This window comes from Bacillus sp. SG20033 (genome assembly GCF_044570195.1).
Classification (GTDB): Bacteria; Bacillota; Bacilli; order Bacillales; family Bacillaceae; genus Bacillus; species Bacillus subtilis.
Genome location: NZ_CP172606.1, coordinates 1,274,898 through 1,293,968 on the forward strand (window position 1 = coordinate 1,274,898; position 19,071 = coordinate 1,293,968).

The 19,071-nt window shown below is 47.5% G+C and carries 25 protein-coding genes; 19 read left to right on the forward strand and 6 right to left on the reverse strand.

Annotated features, from left to right (window positions below; translation table 11 throughout):
* Positions 1 to 69: 69 nt before the first annotated feature.
* The 9 genes from nrdF to ACFVP7_RS06715 all read left to right on the forward strand — a co-directional run bounded on the left by nrdF (position 70) and on the right by ACFVP7_RS06715 (position 5,623).
* Positions 70 to 1,035: a class 1b ribonucleoside-diphosphate reductase subunit beta gene (gene nrdF, locus ACFVP7_RS06675; protein WP_396583255.1), complete on the forward strand. Its 966-nt coding sequence runs from the start codon at positions 70 to 72 to the stop codon at positions 1,033 to 1,035.
* A gap of 105 nt (positions 1,036 to 1,140) precedes the next feature.
* Positions 1,141 to 1,293: a hypothetical protein gene (locus ACFVP7_RS06680; RefSeq protein ID WP_396583081.1), complete on the forward strand. Its 153-nt coding sequence runs from the start codon at positions 1,141 to 1,143 to the stop codon at positions 1,291 to 1,293.
* On the forward strand, positions 1,290 to 1,916 hold the full coding sequence (locus ACFVP7_RS06685) for a dUTP diphosphatase (RefSeq protein ID WP_396583082.1): 627 nt from the start codon (positions 1,290 to 1,292) through the stop codon (positions 1,914 to 1,916). The genes ACFVP7_RS06680 and ACFVP7_RS06685 overlap by 4 nt, the downstream gene beginning before the upstream one ends.
* Complete coding sequence (locus ACFVP7_RS06690) at positions 1,917 to 2,120, forward strand: hypothetical protein (protein ID WP_396583083.1); 204 nt, start codon at positions 1,917 to 1,919, stop codon at positions 2,118 to 2,120.
* The gene (gene thyX, locus ACFVP7_RS06695) at positions 2,121 to 2,933 is read left to right on the forward strand and encodes an FAD-dependent thymidylate synthase (RefSeq protein ID WP_396583084.1); all 813 of its coding nucleotides are present in this window, start codon (positions 2,121 to 2,123) and stop codon (positions 2,931 to 2,933) included.
* Positions 2,934 to 3,138: 205 nt separating this feature from the next.
* Positions 3,139 to 3,660, forward strand: a complete 522-nt coding sequence (locus ACFVP7_RS06700) for a 3D domain-containing protein (protein ID WP_396583085.1) — start codon at positions 3,139 to 3,141, stop codon at positions 3,658 to 3,660.
* Between the two features lie 17 nt (positions 3,661 to 3,677).
* Complete coding sequence (locus ACFVP7_RS06705; RefSeq protein ID WP_396583086.1) at positions 3,678 to 4,115, forward strand: NADAR family protein; 438 nt, start codon at positions 3,678 to 3,680, stop codon at positions 4,113 to 4,115.
* Positions 4,116 to 5,045: a hypothetical protein gene (locus ACFVP7_RS06710; RefSeq protein ID WP_396583087.1), complete on the forward strand. Its 930-nt coding sequence runs from the start codon at positions 4,116 to 4,118 to the stop codon at positions 5,043 to 5,045.
* Positions 5,042 to 5,623, forward strand: a complete 582-nt coding sequence (locus ACFVP7_RS06715) for a dephospho-CoA kinase (protein ID WP_396583088.1) — start codon at positions 5,042 to 5,044, stop codon at positions 5,621 to 5,623. Before ACFVP7_RS06710 ends, ACFVP7_RS06715 begins: the two co-directional genes overlap by 4 nt.
* On the opposite strand, the gene ACFVP7_RS06720 is transcribed toward ACFVP7_RS06715, so the two are convergent.
* Entirely contained in the window at positions 5,596 to 5,976 is a 381-nt protein-coding gene (locus tag ACFVP7_RS06720; RefSeq protein ID WP_396583089.1) for a hypothetical protein, read from the reverse strand. The genes ACFVP7_RS06715 and ACFVP7_RS06720 overlap by 28 nt on opposite strands.
* Before the next feature lie 164 nt (positions 5,977 to 6,140).
* On the opposite strand from ACFVP7_RS06720, the gene ACFVP7_RS06725 reads away from it, so the two are divergent.
* The 3 genes from ACFVP7_RS06725 (at position 6,141) to ACFVP7_RS06735 (ending at position 7,795) form a co-directional block, all read left to right on the forward strand.
* Complete coding sequence (locus ACFVP7_RS06725; RefSeq protein ID WP_396583090.1) at positions 6,141 to 6,446, forward strand: sigma factor-like helix-turn-helix DNA-binding protein; 306 nt, start codon at positions 6,141 to 6,143, stop codon at positions 6,444 to 6,446.
* The gene (locus ACFVP7_RS06730; protein ID WP_396583091.1) at positions 6,439 to 6,927 is read left to right on the forward strand and encodes a hypothetical protein; all 489 of its coding nucleotides are present in this window, start codon (positions 6,439 to 6,441) and stop codon (positions 6,925 to 6,927) included. The genes ACFVP7_RS06725 and ACFVP7_RS06730 overlap by 8 nt, the downstream gene beginning before the upstream one ends.
* 64 nt (positions 6,928 to 6,991) lie before the next feature.
* Positions 6,992 to 7,795 carry a hypothetical protein gene (locus tag ACFVP7_RS06735; RefSeq protein ID WP_396583092.1) on the forward strand — a complete coding sequence of 268 codons (804 nt, stop codon included), beginning with the start codon at positions 6,992 to 6,994 and terminating at the stop codon, positions 7,793 to 7,795.
* A gap of 41 nt (positions 7,796 to 7,836) precedes the next feature.
* Here ACFVP7_RS06735 and ACFVP7_RS06740 read toward each other — a convergent pair whose 3' ends face one another.
* The 4 genes from ACFVP7_RS06740 to ACFVP7_RS06755 form a co-directional block, all read right to left on the reverse strand.
* On the reverse strand, positions 7,837 to 8,274 hold the full coding sequence (locus ACFVP7_RS06740) for a hypothetical protein (RefSeq protein ID WP_276353169.1): 438 nt from the start codon (positions 8,272 to 8,274) through the stop codon (positions 7,837 to 7,839).
* A 105-nt stretch (positions 8,275 to 8,379) separates the two neighbouring features.
* Positions 8,380 to 8,583, reverse strand: a complete 204-nt coding sequence (locus tag ACFVP7_RS06745) for a hypothetical protein (RefSeq protein ID WP_129092604.1) — start codon at positions 8,581 to 8,583, stop codon at positions 8,380 to 8,382.
* A 346-nt stretch (positions 8,584 to 8,929) separates the two neighbouring features.
* Positions 8,930 to 10,690, reverse strand: a complete 1,761-nt coding sequence (locus tag ACFVP7_RS06750; RefSeq protein WP_396583093.1) for a right-handed parallel beta-helix repeat-containing protein — start codon at positions 10,688 to 10,690, stop codon at positions 8,930 to 8,932.
* Positions 10,690 to 11,487 (reverse strand): poly-gamma-glutamate hydrolase family protein, encoded by a 798-nt coding sequence (locus ACFVP7_RS06755; RefSeq protein WP_396583094.1) that lies wholly within the window; start codon positions 11,485 to 11,487, stop codon positions 10,690 to 10,692. Before ACFVP7_RS06755 ends, ACFVP7_RS06750 begins: the two co-directional genes overlap by 1 nt.
* Positions 11,488 to 11,618: 131 nt before the next feature.
* Between ACFVP7_RS06755 and ACFVP7_RS06760 the strand changes: the two genes are divergently transcribed.
* The 5 genes from ACFVP7_RS06760 to ACFVP7_RS06780 all read left to right on the forward strand — a co-directional run bounded on the left by ACFVP7_RS06760 (position 11,619) and on the right by ACFVP7_RS06780 (position 14,668).
* On the forward strand, positions 11,619 to 11,840 hold the full coding sequence (locus ACFVP7_RS06760; RefSeq protein WP_272515994.1) for an XRE family transcriptional regulator: 222 nt from the start codon (positions 11,619 to 11,621) through the stop codon (positions 11,838 to 11,840).
* 96 nt (positions 11,841 to 11,936) lie between these two features.
* The gene (locus ACFVP7_RS06765; RefSeq protein ID WP_396583095.1) at positions 11,937 to 12,962 is read left to right on the forward strand and encodes a glycosyltransferase family 2 protein; all 1,026 of its coding nucleotides are present in this window, start codon (positions 11,937 to 11,939) and stop codon (positions 12,960 to 12,962) included.
* Positions 12,963 to 13,398: 436 nt separating this feature from the next.
* Positions 13,399 to 13,785, forward strand: a complete 387-nt coding sequence (locus tag ACFVP7_RS06770; protein ID WP_396583096.1) for a phBC6A51 family helix-turn-helix protein — start codon at positions 13,399 to 13,401, stop codon at positions 13,783 to 13,785.
* A 440-nt stretch (positions 13,786 to 14,225) separates the two neighbouring features.
* Complete coding sequence (locus ACFVP7_RS06775) at positions 14,226 to 14,384, forward strand: hypothetical protein (RefSeq protein WP_278071997.1); 159 nt, start codon at positions 14,226 to 14,228, stop codon at positions 14,382 to 14,384.
* Between the two features lie 5 nt (positions 14,385 to 14,389).
* Complete coding sequence (locus ACFVP7_RS06780) at positions 14,390 to 14,668, forward strand: hypothetical protein (protein ID WP_396583097.1); 279 nt, start codon at positions 14,390 to 14,392, stop codon at positions 14,666 to 14,668.
* A 374-nt stretch (positions 14,669 to 15,042) separates the two neighbouring features.
* Here the strand turns inward: ACFVP7_RS06780 and ACFVP7_RS06785 are convergent, their stop codons facing one another.
* Positions 15,043 to 15,594, reverse strand: a complete 552-nt coding sequence (locus ACFVP7_RS06785) for a tyrosine-type recombinase/integrase (RefSeq protein WP_396583098.1) — start codon at positions 15,592 to 15,594, stop codon at positions 15,043 to 15,045.
* Positions 15,595 to 16,010: 416 nt separating this feature from the next.
* On the opposite strand from ACFVP7_RS06785, the gene terL reads away from it, so the two are divergent.
* A complete protein-coding gene (gene terL / locus ACFVP7_RS06790; RefSeq protein ID WP_257438041.1) occupies positions 16,011 to 17,447 on the forward strand; it encodes a phage terminase large subunit in 1,437 nt (478 codons plus the stop codon).
* A 70-nt stretch (positions 17,448 to 17,517) separates the two neighbouring features.
* Positions 17,518 to 19,044 (forward strand): phage portal protein, encoded by a 1,527-nt coding sequence (locus ACFVP7_RS06795; protein ID WP_396583256.1) that lies wholly within the window; start codon positions 17,518 to 17,520, stop codon positions 19,042 to 19,044.
* Positions 19,045 to 19,071: the final 27 nt, after the last annotated feature.

The following is a 19,071-nucleotide window of genomic DNA, read 5'->3' on the forward strand; positions in this document are numbered from 1 at the left end:
AGAATACTAACTGCATTGCTAGACGGTTACAAGAAGAAGGAGGACGAATAATTGACGAACGCAAACGCAATCCACACGGCGGCCGATTGGTCGCGCCACGAGGACGACTTTACGCAAATGTTCTACGCGCAGAACGTTAAGCAATTCTGGCTTCCGGAAGAGATTTCGCTAAATGGCGATCTCCTAACGTGGAAGGCACTAAGCCCGACCGAACAAGATACGTATATGCGCGTTCTGGCCGGGCTAACGCTTCTGGATACGGAGCAGGGAAACACCGGCATGCCTATCATTGCGCAACACATCGACGGGCACCAACGCAAAGCCGTCCTTAATTTCATGGCGATGATGGAAAACGCTGTCCATGCGAAATCCTATTCGAACATTTTCATTACGCTCGCGCCTACCGAAACAATTAACGAAGTTTTCGAATGGGTTAAGACTAATCCGTACTTGCAGCGGAAGGTGACACGGATCGTCGGTCTATATAACGCGATTGAGCCAGGCGATGATATTTCGCTGTATAAGGCGTTGGTCGCATCGGTGTACCTCGAAAGCTTTTTGTTCTACAGCGGCTTTTATTATCCGTTATATTTCGCGGGGCAAGGTAAGCTAACGAACTCAGGCGAGATCATATCGCTTATTATTCGCGATGAATCGATCCACGGCGTTTATACCGGCCTGCTCGCGCAGGAAATTTACAATCGCCAAGCTCATAGCGTTCAGTTAGAATTGCGTGATTTTGCGGTTGATTTACTAACGGAGCTATACGATAACGAGGTCGCATATGCCGAGGATCTTTACGATGCGGTCGGTCTGACACACGACGTTAAACGATTCATGCGCTATAACGCGAATAAAGCGTTGCAAAACCTCGCGTTCGATCCGTACTATGAAGACGAAACGCCGAATCCGATCGTGATGAACGGACTTAGTACGAAAACCAAATCGCACGACTTCTTTTCGCAGAAGGGTAACGGCTATAAGAAGGCGACGGTCGAGGCGCTTAAAGATTCGGACTTTTATTTCGGGGAATAAGCGTCCGGACTCCGAACTTTATACGCATCTATTTATGAAGGCGTTGTGCCATACGGAAAGTTGATACGCAGTTATATATGAGGACGTTACGAAGGAGGAAACGAAATGAAACGAATTATAGGTTTAATCATTCCGGTTGGATTCCCGTTTTGGATTCTTCACTTTAATCCGACATTACCAGAAGTCATCAACGTAGCTATCATTGCAGTTGCGGCACTTATTGACGGAGTTATAACCGGAGGGGAGGAAACGAAATGAACGTAAATATAAAACGCTTATCGCCGGACGCTCAAACACCGACCTATGCACACGCAACAGACGCTGGCTTCGATCTAGTCGCGGCGGCCGACGTAATTATCGAACCGGGCGAAACCGCGTGTGTGCCGACGGGATTGGCGTTCGAGATTCCGGAAGGGTACGAAATGCAGATCCGTCCGCGATCCGGTATTACGTTGAAAACTAAATTGCGAGTGCAGCTCGGTACTGTAGATTGCGGATATACGGGCGAGGTTGGCGTGATTGTCGATAATATTGCGCATAAAGAGTATTTCATCGAGGATGGCGTAAATAATTACGGAGAATTTCATGTTATTAAAAGAGACGCCTATGACCGTATACTTCACGCAGTTAGCGGAAAGGAAGAAATACATGCAGACAAGGCGTATCTTCGACACACTTACATCATCCGCAAAGGCGATCGCCTGGCGCAAGCCGTGATCAAGCCGGTCGAGCAGGCGGTGTTTACGGAGGTTGATGCGCTCGGCGATAGCGATCGAGGTGCGGGCGGCTTCGGAAGTAGCGGGTTTATTGCGGAGTCTTACGAAAAAGCTAACGAAAGAAACGGCGGCGTGCTTGAGAGATTGGCGAAGGAGGATGATTAGATGAAGTTCTGGGTTACTTACGGAACTATCGTTTTCTTCTTCGTATTTTTATTCGTGCAATTAGCGATGCTCGTGAACGGCAGGGAGATCGGATTGGTGGAAGTGATCGTACCTTTCGTATTGTCATCGGCTATAACAGCGCTAGTTGTTTCAATCGGATTATTCGGAAGTAGTTCTCATAGTGGATACGGAGGAGGAGAATAAATGGCGGAAACCAAAATGAACGTACAGCTAATCGCACATACGCAATTGAGCGAAAAATTTCGAAGCCAATTCGACTATGAACTACGTGGCGGATATGACGGAGACCAGCCATATTATTTAAATTCGTTAGAGGAACTTGAAGCAACCGATGGCCAAGCGGTCGCCCTAACCGCAATCAGAACGTGCTACAGCGCCAACAAACCGACCGAAATCGTTGCAAAGGAAGGCGCCAAGTATTTCGGCTCCAAAGCGTCAGATGGCGGCGCAGGCACGGACGCCGATCGGTTATTCCGACATATCTTCGCGTCCAAACACACGTCGACCCTCGAACACCTAACGTTCACCTTTGCGATTGAGGGCGTCAGCCGGTCGTTATTGGCGCAACTTACACGGCATCGCGTCGGTTTTAGCTTCAGCGTCCAGTCACAGCGTTACGTACGGATGGGGAGCGATGATAAGTCCGGCGGGTTCGATTACGTCGTCCCTAATACTGTTTCGAAGAGTTCCGGAGAAGGAAACGATGATGATTACGTAAGGCAGAGCGTTATATACGATTTCATGATGCACGCTCAAGAAACATACGACAGACTAAGAGCTTTAGGAGTGCCCGCAGAAGATGCTCGCGCCGTCCTACCGAACGCAGCCGCAACTAATCTCGTAATGACTGCGAATTTGACCGCCTTGCTTTCGTTCTATTCTAAGCGCAAAAAGGGACGAGGCGCACAGGCGGAAATCACCGAATTAGCCGAAGCGCTAAGACGCGAAGTGGTCGACGTAGAACCTTGGACGGCCCAGTTTTTCGAGGAGGTATGAGTCGTGAGCGAATACGTTTATCTTCTGTGGGACTGTACCGACGATTTCGGAAGTAACGGAAAGATAACGCTACATTCCGTTCATGTTACGGAAGCCTCGGCGCTAAAAGAGAAACGAAAACAATATCGCGAAGGTGAGTTCTTTTATATTCGAAAAGAGCGCCTACGAAAGGACTGATTTTATCGGCATACTAACGAATCTAGCGATGTCAACGCAATTACTTACGAACCCGACCGCCAAGCCGCCGGAGCCACCACCGCCAGACCCACCGCGCATCACCGAAGAAGAGGCGGCGCTGCAAAAGGCGGACGCACGCATCAAGGCGCTTGAGAGCGAAGTGGTAGCGTTAAAGGCGCGATCAAAGCCGAAGATTAATAACGAAAGTATTAACGAAAATTCAAATGCGAAGGAACCCACATGGCAAACGTTCGAGGCTTCGGCTTATACGGCGGATTGCCCCGAAGGTTGCAGCGGCGTAACAGCGACCGGCATAGACGTAACCGGAACAACCTACCACGCCGGCAAACGTATCATAGCGGTCGATCCGTCAGTGATTGCGTTGGGCTCGACGGTTGAAATAAAGCAGGCGGACGGTACGACGTTTGAAGCCGTGGCGCAGGACACAGGCGGCTATATTAAAGGCGCCAAGATTGACGTATTAGTTGCGCGAGAAGCCGACGCGGTACAGTTCGGGCGTCAGGCGGTGCAGGTTCGCGTAATAAATTAACGGGAGGGCGATCGGATATGAACAAAATAGATGAGTTTCGCGGAAAGTTTTATTTTCTTAGTAACTTCTATTCAGCACCGGTGACATACGAAGGCATCACGTATCAAAATAATGAAGCAGCCTTTCAAGCGATGAAAGTACTGTCTAATGATATACGGAAACAATTCGCGGAACTTCCTCCGAATCACGCGAAGAGAAAGGGGCGTAACGTAAAGCTGCGCGACGATTGGGAGTCCGTCAAAGAGCAATACATGTACGAAATAGTGTCAGCGAAATTCAGACAAAACGAGGTTCTTCGAAAGCGTCTTCTCGATACTGGATCGTGTGAACTGATCGAGGGGAACACGTGGGGTGACGTTATATGGGGCGTATGTAGAGGACGAGGGCAGAATAAACTCGGCAAGATTCTAATGCGTGTGAGAAGTGAATTAAAAGACGAAAGGGAGGCGGAATAAATGACGGAAACTAACGCTAACGCAAATGCAAATATTCACGTACTGGCTGACGAAACGCTTGGCGGCATCAAGCGCGAATACGTAGAGGTCGATCGAGAGGTAGAAAATGGCGATACCGTTCTTGTAACGAAAATGGAGGGCAAAGACGTTCACCAAATCGCTAAAGTTATCGATATTGATTTCGATGGTGACTCATCTTACGAAACTTTACGACTTGATCGCAATATAAACAGAGAAGATTTGGTTAATATGCTATATAACTCGGAAGATGAATTCGTACTTCTCGAACCGACCGACATCGTTCACATTGACGGCCCTGACGGTACGGAGCGCTACGAATTAACCGATCGCACGGCGGAAGTGGGCGAGAAGGTTATCGTTGTAGATGACGATGAGTCTTCGGAGGAGTTCGGAAGCTTCCGAATAGGCGAGGTAGGTACGGTTGAAAGTTATTCGTCGGATGACATGTGCTACGGTTTATATGCTAATGTGCGATTGTCAGACGGAAGAGATATTCCGTTATATTTACATGAATATCGCTTACTCGTCCCGGTAGAAACCGCTGAAGCCGACGAACCGCAGCCGGTCGACACGATCGATGCTATCGTCAACTTAGCGACGCGAGTAGCGGACTTAGAGCGTACGATCAAGCGGCAAAAGGACGAAATCGACACGCTGCACAAAGACAACCGAACGCTCGGCGAAGAATTGGCGCGGCTACAAGAGCCGAAAGAAACCGAAGAACTCGCTCCGATTGATGCTCCGTTAGTTTTTGTTCAACGGAAGATAGGCGATGCGTTTGACGTATACCAAGACGGCAAGAAATTGCGCGGTGTAAGGCGTATCCGCATTGACGCCGCGGTGGGTGAATTCACTACGCACGATATCGAATGTTTCACCGGAGCAGAGTCGGAGGAGGAACGCCCATGAAGCTCGCCCTAACCGCACCGTTACGCGCTGGCAAGTCGGAAGCCGCCGGGTACTTGGCGCTACATTACGATTTCCACCCGTTCGCATTCGGCGACGAACTCAAAGCCGCCTTCCACCGCGCTTTCCCGTCCGTACCTGAGAAGCCGAAGCCACGCGCGTATTACCAAAAGTTCGGCCAGTGGGCGCGAGAAGCTTTCGGTGAGGACGTCTGGGTTAACGCTACCATGACGAAGGTGGACGCTTACTTGGCGCGGTATAGTTGCGACTGTGGTGGCGGCCTAGCGCCGATGCTAAAGAACCGCGTGCTGGTCGAGGACTGCCGGCAGCCAAACGAATACGCCCGACTACGAGCCGAAGGATTTAAAATCATTCGCATCACAGCGCCGGAGGAACTGCGGATCGAACGCGCAAGAAAAGCCGGCGATGACTTCGACTTGGTGGCGCTGAAGCATCCGACCGAGCTTGCGTTGTTGGATTTCGAAGTTGATTACGAAATTATAAACGACGGAACGATCGATGAATTATACGCGAAACTGGACGCGTTGATGGATCAGCTGCGGCTTAACTCGAAAGCATAAACGCCTTCAGGATACGCCATGTACGCCTGCTTAGCGGCTTCATCTTCGCCGACCATGTAGAAGCGCAACGGTAAATCTTCTTCGCGGAATCCTGCGGTTTGTAGCACTTTACTGGCGGACTTATTATACGAACGCTTATCGAACTTGAACGGTTCGACGTCAGCTTTTACGTTCTCAGGCTTTGCGCAAACAAGCCGTCGTGCTTCCTCGTCGTATCCAAGAGTTAGATAAAACGGCGCTTTGTTAGGAAGTCCGATAATATTACGAGCGCCAGACGATATGTAAATTCTTCTTTGCGAATCAAGCGTTATATATGCGTCGTTATTCTGCGCTGATATCCAATTAATTACCACGGAAACCACCTCGATTATACATTATACGGAAATTATATTCGCTTTCAGGGCGAAAGTCAAACGATAAGGGGGCGATTGTTATAGGAACGGTCAAAGTCGATCTACACCGAAAGGAACGCGAATTCGACGCAGCCTATGCGCTCAATAACGCAGAAGGCGTGAAGTTGTTGCTCGCCGATTATCAGAAGTTCGTCAGCCGCAAGCGTTGCGGAGATTACGACGCGGCTACGATTCTTATCGATATTCACAAGGCGATCGAATTAGCGAATTTAACGGACCGCCAGCGCCAGGCGATCGAGCTCGTTTACTTCGGCGAACTAACGCAAGCCGAGGCGGGCGAACGGATGGGTATTGGTCGTATCTCGGTACGGGAGCATGTCGAAACATCTGCCGAAAAGATTGCGGAGATTTACTACTACTGGGCGAGTCATAACGAAGGATATACGACAGGAGGGCTAATTAATGGATAACGCTTTATTGCACGAAACAATTACGGAAATGTACAAACGAACTAAGGCCGGAAATATGTCGCGCCAGGAACGTATCGAAGAAACTATGGCGTTAGTAAACGCTTACTATGACTCTACCGGAGAACAGCCGGACGCTACCGCGCTTGACCGAATGGCTAATCTCATAATTTACGAGGAGCTTTCCGATTCACACCCGGATAAAGTTACGCGAAATGAATACCCGATTATGAGCGAGACACAGTTGGAAGAACGCTATAAACGGGAAGCCTCCGATAAGTTGGCGGAAGAGTACGATCAAAACGGTGCGTACAAAGGACGACCAATCCGCAGAACACGATCCAATTACGAAAATAAACTGCTCGATAAGCGCGCCAAGGCTCGTAATTTAGAGCGCAGGAAACGTTACTCCGCGTTTGTTAACGGAAAGTCGCCAGGGCAATTCACCGTAAATATCGCAACCGGCGAAAAAACCTACCACTAGTTGTCTATACGTTATGAGAGCGCTTATACAGCGCTTTTTATTTTATCGAAAAGGGGACGTTTATATGAGTAGAAAATTACGAGTTGTGAACACAGAAACCGGCGAGGATCTATCAGAAAGCTATACGCTACGTCACCGAAACCAAGACGAAGCCTTCCGCCAGCAGCAGGAAAAGACGGCCGATCGTCGCGACTTCTCTAACGCGAATATGTCTAATATTCACGAAGTCTATAAGGCTCTTACAACGGCGCAGTGCGGATATTTAATGTTGCTTCAGTGCTACGTCGACTATAACGGTGTTCTCGTTAAATCTAGCCGCAACAAAACACCGATGTCAACATCCGACATGATGGGCGTATTGCAGCTCAGCAAGAAGCCACGGACATTTTACGATTTCTTATCGGCATGCATTGAACGCGACATTATCCGAGAAGCCGACGACGGTTATAGCGTAAATGAACGCTATCACTTTAAAGGCAACTTCGGTAGCCAGTACGTTGTAAAGCTATATACTGCGAAAATTAAACGCGTGTACAGCGAAGTGAAAGCAACGGATATTGGGCTTATTTATCGTATGCTCCCGTTCATACATTTCGAGACGAATGCTCTTTGTGAAAATCCTTTTGAAAAGAACCCGAAACGTATCCGGTGGTTTAATAAGAAAGAGCTTGCGGAGGCTATCGGAGTAACGCCTGATACGCTAGGTCGGCGACTTAAGCAGATGAAATTCGACGGTGAATACGTTGTTGCGCGTATTAAAGTCGGCACAGAGCCGGAGCGTTTTACGTTTAATCCCAACGTTTTCTATCGTCAATCAAAGACGCCGGACAAAACGTTGATTGCGCTGTTTAACGTTAAGAAGGTATAAAACGAAAAAGGACGCCCGTTAAGGCGTCTTTATTTTTGCGCTTATTTCACGTTAAAACGCGCCGACTCAAACGTCCCGATATAATGGCGTTTGCCTGAATCCGTATAACAATCGATCTGAATCACGTAGCTACCGGCGCCAGTCTTACCGCGAATCGACTTTACGCTAAACGACTTCAGCGGCGTTGCGGTCTTAAAGCTTCCGCGCTGCACTAAACCCGTATCGGTCAGCCCGCCACCTGAGCGCTTTTTATAAACGCCGGCCGTATAATAAAGCGTGGCCGCGCCTTTCTTTTCGGCCTTCCAATCGACCGTCTTTGCGCTGCTTGTATACGTAGTCGCATCCGTATAAACGCGCGCTTTATGTCCGAACTTTTCCGTCTGCCATCCCGACCATGCTGCGTCTGCTTGCGGTGCTAAGGCGATTGTACTCGTTAAAAGAGCCGCGGTGATTACGATTGATTTAAATAAACGTTTCATACGATTTCCTCCTCGACCTGTAGGCGCGATCCACACGTAGGGCAGCACGCGTCAGGTTTAATATCTACGTCAAGTCTTGCGTAATTACATTCGTTACAAGCGTATTCAATCATCGTTCATAGCCTCCGTTTCGACTTCGATCCGATAGCCGAAATATTGTAACATCGAATTGATCCCAATTTGGTAAGCGCGCCCACATCGACCGAAATTGGCGGCGGGGCGCTCGTATAGATCGAGGATCTGCGCTTCCTGCTGCGGTGTAAGTGCCGGTGTATCCGACCATATTTTGCGAATCATAAGCTGCTGCATACCGTTATCGCCTCCGTTTGAGTGCAACGACCAGGCCCGCGATTGCAACGATCATGGCCGCCGCCGTAATTACGATTGCTACTACCGTTATCATGGCGCGCTCGCCTCCTTGTGTTTTCGTTTTTGATACGGTACTATAGGAGACACGGGGAGGACTCTCACATCTATCCCCGTATCAACGTTTCTGGCGCTAGTCGTTTTTGCGATTAGCGTTTTTTGCGTTAACGCAGGCGGTTGCCAAGTTCGTTAGCGAAATGACGAAGTTATTAGTACCGTGTCCGCGTTCAATTCGTTTTTCCCTCCTTTCTATAATTCTATTATACGCTAGCGTATAGTTAAAGTCAACCTAAATTGGAATATTATTCGTTTCGATATCGGTTTTGTTCAGCGCAAGGTTGCCGGATATTTTATTTCCAATAACTCGCGAATTAATAGATTCCTCAGTCTTTATCGGACTGTAGAGCTTAAACTCACTGACTGAGTACACGGTATTTCCATCGAGTAATGCGTCGGATGTTCCTTTCGTTAGTATGCCGTACCCGCCGGAAGCTGTACGGCTAAATGTTATATCATTGTTAGATATCTTTGGTTTTTTACCGCCGACTAAATAAACAGCCGTTAAGCACTTGGCGTTAGAAATATTATTGTCTTTAATACATACCTCGCGCCCATCAGCGCTTTCTCCGTATATAGCCATATTGGTCGGAGCTGGTATGTGATTATTAAGAATAATCACGTCACTTCCTTTATCAAAGGCAATGGCGTACGATACATCTCCGGAATACTCCGTTAGATCAATATCGTTGTCTGATATTACTGCAGAAGATCGAGTCACTACTATACCTTTTTTACTGTTTTTCACTTTATTAGACCTTGAGATAATGTTGTGAGAATCAATTGCTTCAATCGAATGTATATCGGAGCTGTTGAGTTTATTGTTTTCAAAAGTGATATCGAGAGACTTGTTAGCCATACAGTGTTTGCCTGGGCAATTACTAACGACATTTCCTGCGAATAATACGTTTCTAGCTTCAAAGGTCCCTAACGCAACCCCATCGACTGAAAGATCCGATATTACATTACTCATAACAACGACATCAGCACCTCGAATATCAATGCCACTACTAAATCCTTTTATTGAGTTCCCGATTATGGCTGCGTTGTTTCCTGTAAAGCCTGAGGATACTCCTAAAGATGAAATCGCTGTTTCTTTATTATCGCGGCGAATAAGGACATTATTAGATATTATGGTGTCAGTTCCATAACCGTAAGAGATAGTGTTGTCGGAGTGATTATTCTCAATGACAACCTCATAACCACTGAAGTTGCATACAGATTGTTTAACGTTCCCTGAGAAAGTATTATTAGTGACTTTTACATTACGCGGTTCTTCGTAATCAATGTCGCCTTCTCCATAACCTTCAATATCAATTCCGAAAGATGGACCGCAACCATCAGCTATTCCAGCGTTTGTGATCACGTTATCATCTATCAACACATCTTCTCCACCTGTGACTGAGATGTTATTACGCCTAGCACCATCAAGAATACAATTTCTAATAGTTACATTTCTTGCTGGTCTATAATCAGTCCATGTGACATTTAACATTCCTTTGGCGCACACCATTACGCAATCTCCGGTACATTCCGATATATTAACATCCTCGATAACAATATTTTTGGCTCCGTGTATGTTAATCCCGTATCCCCATTCATGGGTTTTCTTTTTCTCGAGATCACCGTGACCTGTAAAGTCATGTTTGAATCGATCGCCTCTAATTCTTCCGCCTTTTAGAGTTACATTTTCCACTTCACCGAGATAGAAACAAGAATATCCGTAAGAGTTATTAGGATCTACGATAAATTCGGCTTTTGGATGTCTGATTATGGTCATATCGGAAGGAACACGTATCCCTGCACCTTCTTCTGGATTAACAGCAAGACGATTTACTGCGTCTATAAGATATTTACCTTTCGGTATATAAACCTCAGAGTAACCGGCCTCAGCGGCTTCGAAAATTGCGCGATTGATTCCTTGCGTAGTTGCGGTTGCCTCTGTTCCATCCCAACGTATCCCGTATTTTTCAGCTTCCAACGTATATCGCATTATTCGTTACCTCCAACGTTATAATTTTCGTTAATAAAGGCCGACAGCAATCCGGTAAATTTATAGAACGTCACGGTTTCGGTTCCAGCGCGTCCAGTAAGCGAGAACGTTCCGAACATGCTCTTACGCAATCCGGTGCTGAGTTCCAGCTGTAGACTTTCGCCGGTTACGCACTTATTCGCTATGTTCGCGGCACTGGCGCCTGCAAAGCGATGTCCTTCGCCTACGAGTTCGGCACTAAAGCCGGCGGTATTCAAGCGATCTACTAACGCCTGGCCGCGTATAGGATCGGTGCCACCTACGATTATGTGCTCGGCGCTGTCGCTATAACCGTGGAGCGATATAACGCGTTGGTGGTGCGTAATTAAAGCAAGCGCGGTTAGTTCGTCGAAGTGAGTGCTCGTGATGTGGAGGTCGGAGCCGCCTGGCGTCTTAAGCGATTCGAAAAGATACGTTGAATAATCGTTACTAAGTTCGCGAGCAAGTTCGCTGGTGCCACCTTCAATACTGCCGCCATGTGGCGCAAGTATCAAAACGGGCGTAGCGCGGTCGGTCGCGAAAATGTTGTAGTTCGTCTCGGGTTCGTTGGCTTGGAGTTCGGCAAAGTTGCGGTAAACATCGGTGGCTTGCGCGGTGACTGCGGTGAATGCGGATAACATTGCGCATAGAATAAACGCTGTGATATACTGGAAGTGCTTCGCTCGATTCGGACGGTGCAGCTTTGCTTTGGTCGGTGGGGATGCGCCTCCGTTTCGTTCTAAAATCGCCTTATTCAGTTTTCGTGGATCGTTAATCATTTCGTTACCCCTCTCGGATTTTATTAACGAGGGCCCTTCGTTACAATAAACTATACGCCAGCGTATAGAACGAGTCAAGGATAATTGCGAAAAAATATTCTCTGGCGTATAATTAACGCGAGGTGATCGAAATGAAACTTACGGTAAAACCTCGTCTTGGTGCGGTTCTTTCGCAGCTAGATTGGTCACAATCCGAATTATCGCGCAGATCCGGCGTTCCGCAGGCGTCGATATCTCGGTTTGATAATTCCGAAAGACACTACGACTGGCATGTCGCATCGATAATGAAAGCAACCGGAGCCAAATACGAAGAATTATTCGAAGTAAAAGAAACGGAAGAGGGCGTCGAGTGATCGGCGTCTTTTTTCGTCTTGAAATTCGGGTGCGAGTTGGTATAATTATCCTATCGATACCAGTTCGGGAATTCCCGAACCGAAGGGGTGGACGAAATGAATCCGAAAGTTAGCGTTATTATACCGGTATATAATGGCGAAAGATACCTGCGCGAATGCTTAGACAGCGTGCTCGGCCAGACGCTTAAGAATATCGAAGTTTTGATCGTAGACGACGGTTCATCCGATTCAACGCGGACTATATTACGTTATTACGAAGCCATCGACGAACGCGTTAAGCCGATCTATCAAGCGAATCAGGGCCCGGCCACGGCACGCAATAATGCGCTTAAACAAGCGCGTGGAGAATTCGTAGCATTTATCGACGCCGACGATTGGGTCGATCGGGAAACTTACGCGACTATGTACGAAGCTGCGCGCGAAAATAAAGCCGATATTGTATTTACAGACATGCGATGGGAATACGAAGACGCATCGAAAAGCTATACGAAAAGTTATAGCGCAAAAGCGAATAGGCCGCTGGACCGTGACGCGATAAAGGCAGAGATACTGACGGACTTTTTGTATAACGGTTCGTACGGCAGCGTATGCAAGCTATTTCGCAAGAGTTTAATAGAGACGTATGGCCTAGCGTTCCCTGACGGCAAGTTTCTCGGCGAAGATTGGCTGTTTAATATGGACGCGTTTACGTATTGTCAGACGGTTTATTATATCGATAAACCGTTGTATCATTACCGGCAGGCTAACGACGTTAGCTTGATGCGCAAATATAACCCGGAGCTATTCGATTCGTACATAAACGGCAATACGCTGGAGACGTACGCGAAAAGGTGGGGTTTGTACGACGAAAAGGTTGCGGTTGATCTAGCGCGGCGGAAGTGTTATATCGCGGTGAACGGATGTATACAGAACGAATTCAAGCCGGGCTGCGATAAAGGGATGCGCGAAAAGTTAGCGTTGATTGAGCGAATAGTCGAGCATCCGAACGTAGGTAAGGCGGTGGAGTTAGCGTTGCAGCACGAGGAAAGCTGGGCGCGACGGATTTACCTGGCGATGCTAAAGCGGAAGGCGGTATTCGGGTTGTTCTTGGCGGGGAAAATACTATCGATGAGATGGCGTTGAGTTGGCGTCATCTTTTTTCGTATGGTCCGATTCTCAATTACGGAAAACTAATTGATAATGAACACGACTTTATTCGCACAAATCGGCGAAAAACACGACTTTATTCGCACAACCGAAAAGTGGGTTCGCGCTTAGAGCCGCAAGGGATACAGCGATTTTAGGCCGCCAATCACTTCTTAGTCTTGTGAATCACAAGCCTCTGGAACTCCGTTTCACTACGTCCAGTATTATCGCGATCAAGTACTTATTAATTAATATCTGCGCGTATGTAGGGAACGAAGTGACCGGAATTAGCGCTATGTTTAAATACATACGGAAAAGACTACGTTAACTTACCGGAATACACACGTTGTTACCTACATTAATCTCCGTTAGCTGTCTATACGTAATAGAAGGACGTAAAGCTACGTAAAACTTAACGGAAAGGAGGGCGGAAATGGCTCGGAAACTTAGCGAAAAACAAATCGCTGCTATCGAATTTTTATCGCAGCCGAACAGAGGCGGAATGACTTACGATCAGATTGCCGATGAAGTAGGCGTTACAAGACAGACGTTGCATAACTGGCGAAACGACGATGACTTTTACGAAGAATTAAAACGCAGAATTAAGAAGCAATCGGCCGAGAGAATGCCGGATATCATAGCGTCGATTCCCGATCATATTATTAACGATGGGAATGCCGCAATGCTACGGACGTATATGCAGTGGCACGATATGCTGACGGAGAGAACGGAAGTAGACGTTAAGAATGACGGAAATAATATAGCGGATATCAAGGCGGAAATAGAGCGTCTGAGGGCGCAGCGTAAAACGGAAGAATAGGCGGACAGTAATATATGAAGCGTTCTGATAGCGGTAGGTTACGCCGTTTGACGGGCGCTTTTATTTTATCAGCCGAGGCTCATTGGCGCGCGACCCCTCGATCACTTTCGGAATAGGCCCCGCAATTATACAGTATCTTATACATATCGCGCTATCCCTACCGTATATATAAACGTTGATATATCGCGGTTCATACGATGCATAAATAAAACGTAATACATAACGCAATACAAACACGAATGAATGCCGTCATATCAACGACCACGCCACCCACCCACTGTAACTTAATCCGATAATGTTACACTCGATATACAAAACGGTGCATACCGTATGAAAAACGAAAAGGGGGCGGGGGAGGAAAAACGAAAAGCCCGGGCGCCAGGCACATTTTAAACGCGCATTTCAAAAAATCACTTTGACTAAACGGAGGTGTTCGCAAAATGAAGTACGCAGTATTTACCGATTACGGTCCCGATGCTGACCCGATGTTATTCGAATCGTACGAAGATGCTTACGAGGACTATAACCATCGCGTTAAAACAGAGTCCAGAATAGCGTCATACCTTTGCGTAGTCATCGGCGATTCAAAACGGAGGTGATCGTCATGCAACGAGGAATCGAAAGCATTATCGCTGATTTATCGGAATTCAAAGGCGAAGACGTAACGGTAAGCGATCGCCTGACAACAGACGGCTATTTTATCGCGGTTAAGTTTTCCGAAAAGCTTCCGGAGTCTGAAATCGCAGTAGTCGGCGGCGCCAATCCGCCAAAGGAAGCGCTAGATGCGCTAGGGATTTCGCTAACAGACGCACCTTATTTCGGAGTGACGAGCGATTTCTTAAGGGGAGCGGAGTGGGCTGTCGAACAATTACGTAATAGATAACGATTCTACCACGAAATTAAAGCGTCACAGCCGTTTTAATCCAGCCGGAGGGTATTTACTTCGCTCGTTAATATACGGGCAAATCACGCATATATAATGCGATTCAATCCGTGCGAATCCCGAACACGTTAAATAAAACGGGAATATGCTCCGGTCCGCAAAAACAGGCGGTTAGGATAAGCGCGAAGATTCGTCATTAGACGGACGGCATGCGTATATTTGCGCCAACTATACATCCGGCATCGACCGGCAGAAAACGAGCGAGCAAGGGATGCGTCCTGAACTCGGTGTATAAACGCAATCAGAACGAGGCTTCCGCACCCTACGGCGGCGGTCTTTTTGTGCTTGCGTAAATAAAAAAAAGCACCGCAGGCTTAAACCTCGATGCTTTCGTAAGCTTCCGATATTTCGTCGGCCGTTATTCCGATGTATCTCAACGTTTCACGCTCGCTTGAGTGTCCGAGTATAGACATAATGCGCGTAATATCAACGCCGTTTTCGTGTAGCCGATAGCCGAACGTCTTACGGAGCGAATGCGTTCCTATCGCGCCGATTTTATCCGCAATGCCGGCCCGCTCGGCAGCGTCGTTGAGTATCCGGTACGCTTGAACGCGACTAATCGGTTTGCCGCCACCTTGTCGGCTAGCAAATACGTAGTCTTTATCGTCAGCGTCACTTAAATACGTCTTGATTTCGCGCAACACGGACGAACTAAACGTAATCTTACGCTTTTTCTTACGTTTTTGCTCCGTGATGATTAGCGAATCTTGACCGTGAAGATCCCCGACCTTAAGCGTTAATAAGTCGCTGATACGCAGCCCAAAAGCGGTTCCGAGCGTCAATAACAGACGGTTGCGACCGTTTAGGGCGTTCTTCAGTTTATTAAAATCGCGCTTAGACTTAATCGGGAATACTTCGTTAGCCATTATGTTCACTCTCCGTAACTTATTTTTTATTTTGTTACACTCATAATAACGAAAATGATGACGAAAGTCAAACGAAATTAAACGAAAAGGAGGCGATCTTTATCGCATGGGTTGACGGACGCTGGCTCAAACCGGCTGAACGCGCTGAATTAATCAACGTTCTAACTGAATACTTAGACGCGTTAGATGAAACGTACGGCGACGACATTCCTGCGTCAGAGATCGCCGATTATTACGAAAAAGCGACCGAGCTTGAACGGCTTAAACGGATTCATCGATGCGAAGGTAATCTGCTCGAGTTCTCAATCGAATATTTCTCGGACGCACGCAACCCGGATAATGACGGTAACTGGGATGGCTTCGATATAACAGACGTTAGTGAAGCGCCTGATTTCCACGTAGAGATATGCGACATTATGAACGTCGTGTCTTCCGAAAAGGTTAACGAAAAGATAGCGGCAGCGGCGCCACGTTCGCATGCAAAATCGACTTACTTATCGAAAGCCTTTCCGGTTCACGAAATCGTTTATCGGCGCCGGAAATACACGATCATTATTTCGGAAACGCCTTCGGTATCGAAAGCGAATATGGAATGGATTCGGAATCAGCTTAAGTTTAACAAGAAATTACGCGCCGACTTCGGGCCATTATTGTCGCCGCAAGACCAAGCGAATATCATCGATAACTCCGAATCGTTCATCGCGTGGCATCCAGACGGAGATAGCCGAAAGCAGCTCGCGCTAGTCCAAGCGGCCTCTACAGGTCAGGCGTTGCGTGGACGTAACTGGAACGGTACGCGGCCGGATCTTATTATCTGCGACGATTTAGAGGATGCGCGCCCAGGAGGAAACGCCAGTACGCCAGAGCAGCGAAATAGTCTCCGGAACTGGTTCTCACAGACGGTCATGCCGTTAGGAGATCCGAAAGGAAAGCGGACGGCCTTCGTTTACATGGGAACGACGGTTCATATGGACGCGCTTTTAATGCACGTTTTATATAAGCGGTCAGACTTCGTAACGAAAGTCTATCGCGCCATTATCAAACAGCCGGAACGTCTCGACCTTTGGGAAAAATGCCGGCTTATTTATATTGATCGCGAAAATCCGAACCGATTAGCCGACGCAGAACGGTTTTATAAAGAAAATGAAGCCGAATTATTGCGTGGTAGCCAAGTTTTATGGCCGGAAGTCCAGCCGTTGTTTAAGTTAATGCGCTGGAAGTGGGATAACGGCTCCAAAGCGTTCAATACCGAGTACATGAACCATCCAATCGACGAAGAATCGATGATTTTTAATCCAGAAAAGTTCACGTACCACAACGGCAATATCGATTACATGAAATATGACGTTTCCCTTGCGGTGGATTTCGCGATGGGGAAAGAACGCGGAGACTACTCTGCAATTACGACGGTCGCTATCGATAAGATTAGCGGCTCTATTTACGTTATTGATGCGTTCGGTCAGCGTTTGAAGCCGGACGAGTTTATGAAAGTCATCGTTGAGAAGGTCGTTCAGTATCAGCCAACTGTAATTGCGGCCGAAGCGCAGGCAGCGCAAGAGTTTTTCGTCGATGAGCTTAAGAAGCAGCTAACGAAAGCGGGCTATCCGGCAGATACTCGCGTTAAGAAGATAAAACACCGTAGCCGTAAAGAGCTCCGTATCGAAGCATTATTGCCTTCGATCGAGAACGGAACAATCCAATTTGACCGGAGGCATGCGCTATTACTTGAGCAATTCGAACAGTACGGGACCGGAGCACACGATGACGTTATCGATGCGTTAGAAATGGCGGTTTCTGCTGCGGCTAAATCGCGTAGACGCAAAGGCGGCAATGTCGGTAATTACCGTTACTAAACGAAAGGAGGCGTTTTAAATCGTAATTGTAGATCGGAATTTTATTAACCCGTTTCAATTCGTGATACCTATAGAAGAAGCAATCGGTTCGCGCGAATTCCAGCGTATTTGCGACGAAATTAAGCTTTACCGGCGCTATGAAGGCAGCCTAAACGTTTGGTCCGACTATATTAAGCCGGACAATATCGCATATGAACCGACTACACTTTCGATGAACTACCCGCGAAAGTTGATCGATACCATGGCGGCTTGGCAATTCGAGAAAGAGCCGAAAGTATCAGTACCCCCTGATGTAATCGACGATCCAGCGCAAATGATGCAGCCAGGTTACGAGCCAAGTGCGGAACAGCAGGCGGAAAATAGTCGTGCTAAAGCGAAAGAACGGTTACTAAAGTGGGTTTGGGACGATAATCGGATGCACGAAAAGCTATTGGCTGCGGCTAAAGATCGCGCTATTAGCCGTACGGGCGTATACGCAAGACTCCATTACGATACACGCCGCGGCGAAATTAAAATCCTTTGGCACCCTTCTACGGAAGTTATCGCTGTTCATAACGAATGGGACGCCGACCAATTAGACGCTGTTCATTTTGTAGCGTGGCTTGACGAAGAGCAGACGCGCCTTTGGAAGCTTTCGTACTATCTCGTATGGAAAGGCGATGAAGAAACCGGCGTATATGATTGCGAGATTGAGGAGGCCGTTTATGACGATGGATTGTCTTTGCGCGATCAGCGAGTCGAAAGAAAATCGATGGGACTCGATTTTATTCCGGTTGTTCATATCCCGACGGACAAACTTACGGGACACAGCGAAGGTTACAGTGAGATCGAGAAACTGATCGATACGGCCGACGAAATTGACCGCAAAATATCGGATTACTCAGATGCGCTTCGGTTTGAAATGTTCGCGATTACGTTGCTAACTGACGTAGATTACGATCCGAAAAAGCCGTTTCAAGTCTCGCCTAGCGCGATTTGGGATCTAGGTGAATCGGGACAAGACGGAGGAACGCCGGACGCGAAGAAGCTTGAAAGTGGCTTTAAATTTAAAGAGGCGATCGAAGCGTACCTTGACCGGATGCAGAAGCGGCTCCACGAAATCAGCGAAGTTCCGATGGTCAATACGGCCGACATGAATACCGGTGGTATTAACGATATGGCGCTGAAGCTGTTATACGGCTCGATCATTTCGAAAACGCAACGGGCTTGGATCGTTTGGCAGTCCCGTTTACAAACGTTGAACGAATATATCTTACGTTATATGAAAGCGCGCCAAGAGCATCCGCGATTCAAATACGACAGTAAGTTTCTATCGCAAGTCGATGAGTATTACGATAACAAAATTATCTTCGGACTTCCTTTACCGGAAGATCAAGCGGCGTTAATTACGCAGTTAGGCGAAGAAATTTCTAACGAAATGGAATCCGTAAAGGGCGCGATCGCTCGAAGCGGAAAAGAAAATCCGGAAGCCAAGTTTATGGAGATTTTGCAAGAGCGCAATCTTAAAATGCAATCGAAAGACCCTTACGGTGAGCCTACAAACGGTGGATCTCCGGAAGATGAAACAGAAGGATACGACGAAGATCCTAACGCATAACAACGCTTGACCTACGATATGTCGTTA

What these genes read in the sequence shown, in the direction of transcription:
- ACFVP7_RS06680 (WP_396583081.1), top strand. Translation starts at nt 1,141, where the DNA reads ATGAAACGAATTATAGGTTTAATCATTCCGGTTGGATTCCCGTTTTGG.
- ACFVP7_RS06685 (WP_396583082.1), top strand. Translation starts at nt 1,290, where the DNA reads ATGAACGTAAATATAAAACGCTTATCGCCGGACGCTCAAACACCGACC.
- ACFVP7_RS06690 (WP_396583083.1), top strand. Translation starts at nt 1,917, where the DNA reads ATGAAGTTCTGGGTTACTTACGGAACTATCGTTTTCTTCTTCGTATTT.
- thyX (WP_396583084.1), top strand. Translation starts at nt 2,121, where the DNA reads ATGGCGGAAACCAAAATGAACGTACAGCTAATCGCACATACGCAATTG.
- ACFVP7_RS06700 (WP_396583085.1), top strand. Translation starts at nt 3,139, where the DNA reads ATGTCAACGCAATTACTTACGAACCCGACCGCCAAGCCGCCGGAGCCA.
- ACFVP7_RS06705 (WP_396583086.1), top strand. Translation starts at nt 3,678, where the DNA reads ATGAACAAAATAGATGAGTTTCGCGGAAAGTTTTATTTTCTTAGTAAC.
- ACFVP7_RS06710 (WP_396583087.1), top strand. Translation starts at nt 4,116, where the DNA reads ATGACGGAAACTAACGCTAACGCAAATGCAAATATTCACGTACTGGCT.
- ACFVP7_RS06715 (WP_396583088.1), top strand. Translation starts at nt 5,042, where the DNA reads ATGAAGCTCGCCCTAACCGCACCGTTACGCGCTGGCAAGTCGGAAGCC.
- ACFVP7_RS06730 (WP_396583091.1), top strand. Translation starts at nt 6,439, where the DNA reads ATGGATAACGCTTTATTGCACGAAACAATTACGGAAATGTACAAACGA.
- ACFVP7_RS06735 (WP_396583092.1), top strand. Translation starts at nt 6,992, where the DNA reads ATGAGTAGAAAATTACGAGTTGTGAACACAGAAACCGGCGAGGATCTA.
- ACFVP7_RS06740 (WP_276353169.1), bottom strand. Translation starts at nt 8,274, where the DNA reads ATGAAACGTTTATTTAAATCAATCGTAATCACCGCGGCTCTTTTAACG.
- ACFVP7_RS06745 (WP_129092604.1), bottom strand. Translation starts at nt 8,583, where the DNA reads ATGCAGCAGCTTATGATTCGCAAAATATGGTCGGATACACCGGCACTT.
- ACFVP7_RS06750 (WP_396583093.1), bottom strand. Translation starts at nt 10,690, where the DNA reads ATGCGATATACGTTGGAAGCTGAAAAATACGGGATACGTTGGGATGGA.
- ACFVP7_RS06755 (WP_396583094.1), bottom strand. Translation starts at nt 11,487, where the DNA reads ATGATTAACGATCCACGAAAACTGAATAAGGCGATTTTAGAACGAAAC.
- ACFVP7_RS06760 (WP_272515994.1), top strand. Translation starts at nt 11,619, where the DNA reads ATGAAACTTACGGTAAAACCTCGTCTTGGTGCGGTTCTTTCGCAGCTA.
- ACFVP7_RS06765 (WP_396583095.1), top strand. Translation starts at nt 11,937, where the DNA reads ATGAATCCGAAAGTTAGCGTTATTATACCGGTATATAATGGCGAAAGA.
- ACFVP7_RS06770 (WP_396583096.1), top strand. Translation starts at nt 13,399, where the DNA reads ATGGCTCGGAAACTTAGCGAAAAACAAATCGCTGCTATCGAATTTTTA.
- ACFVP7_RS06775 (WP_278071997.1), top strand. Translation starts at nt 14,226, where the DNA reads ATGAAGTACGCAGTATTTACCGATTACGGTCCCGATGCTGACCCGATG.
- ACFVP7_RS06780 (WP_396583097.1), top strand. Translation starts at nt 14,390, where the DNA reads ATGCAACGAGGAATCGAAAGCATTATCGCTGATTTATCGGAATTCAAA.
- ACFVP7_RS06785 (WP_396583098.1), bottom strand. Translation starts at nt 15,594, where the DNA reads ATGGCTAACGAAGTATTCCCGATTAAGTCTAAGCGCGATTTTAATAAA.
- terL (WP_257438041.1), top strand. Translation starts at nt 16,011, where the DNA reads ATGAACGTCGTGTCTTCCGAAAAGGTTAACGAAAAGATAGCGGCAGCG.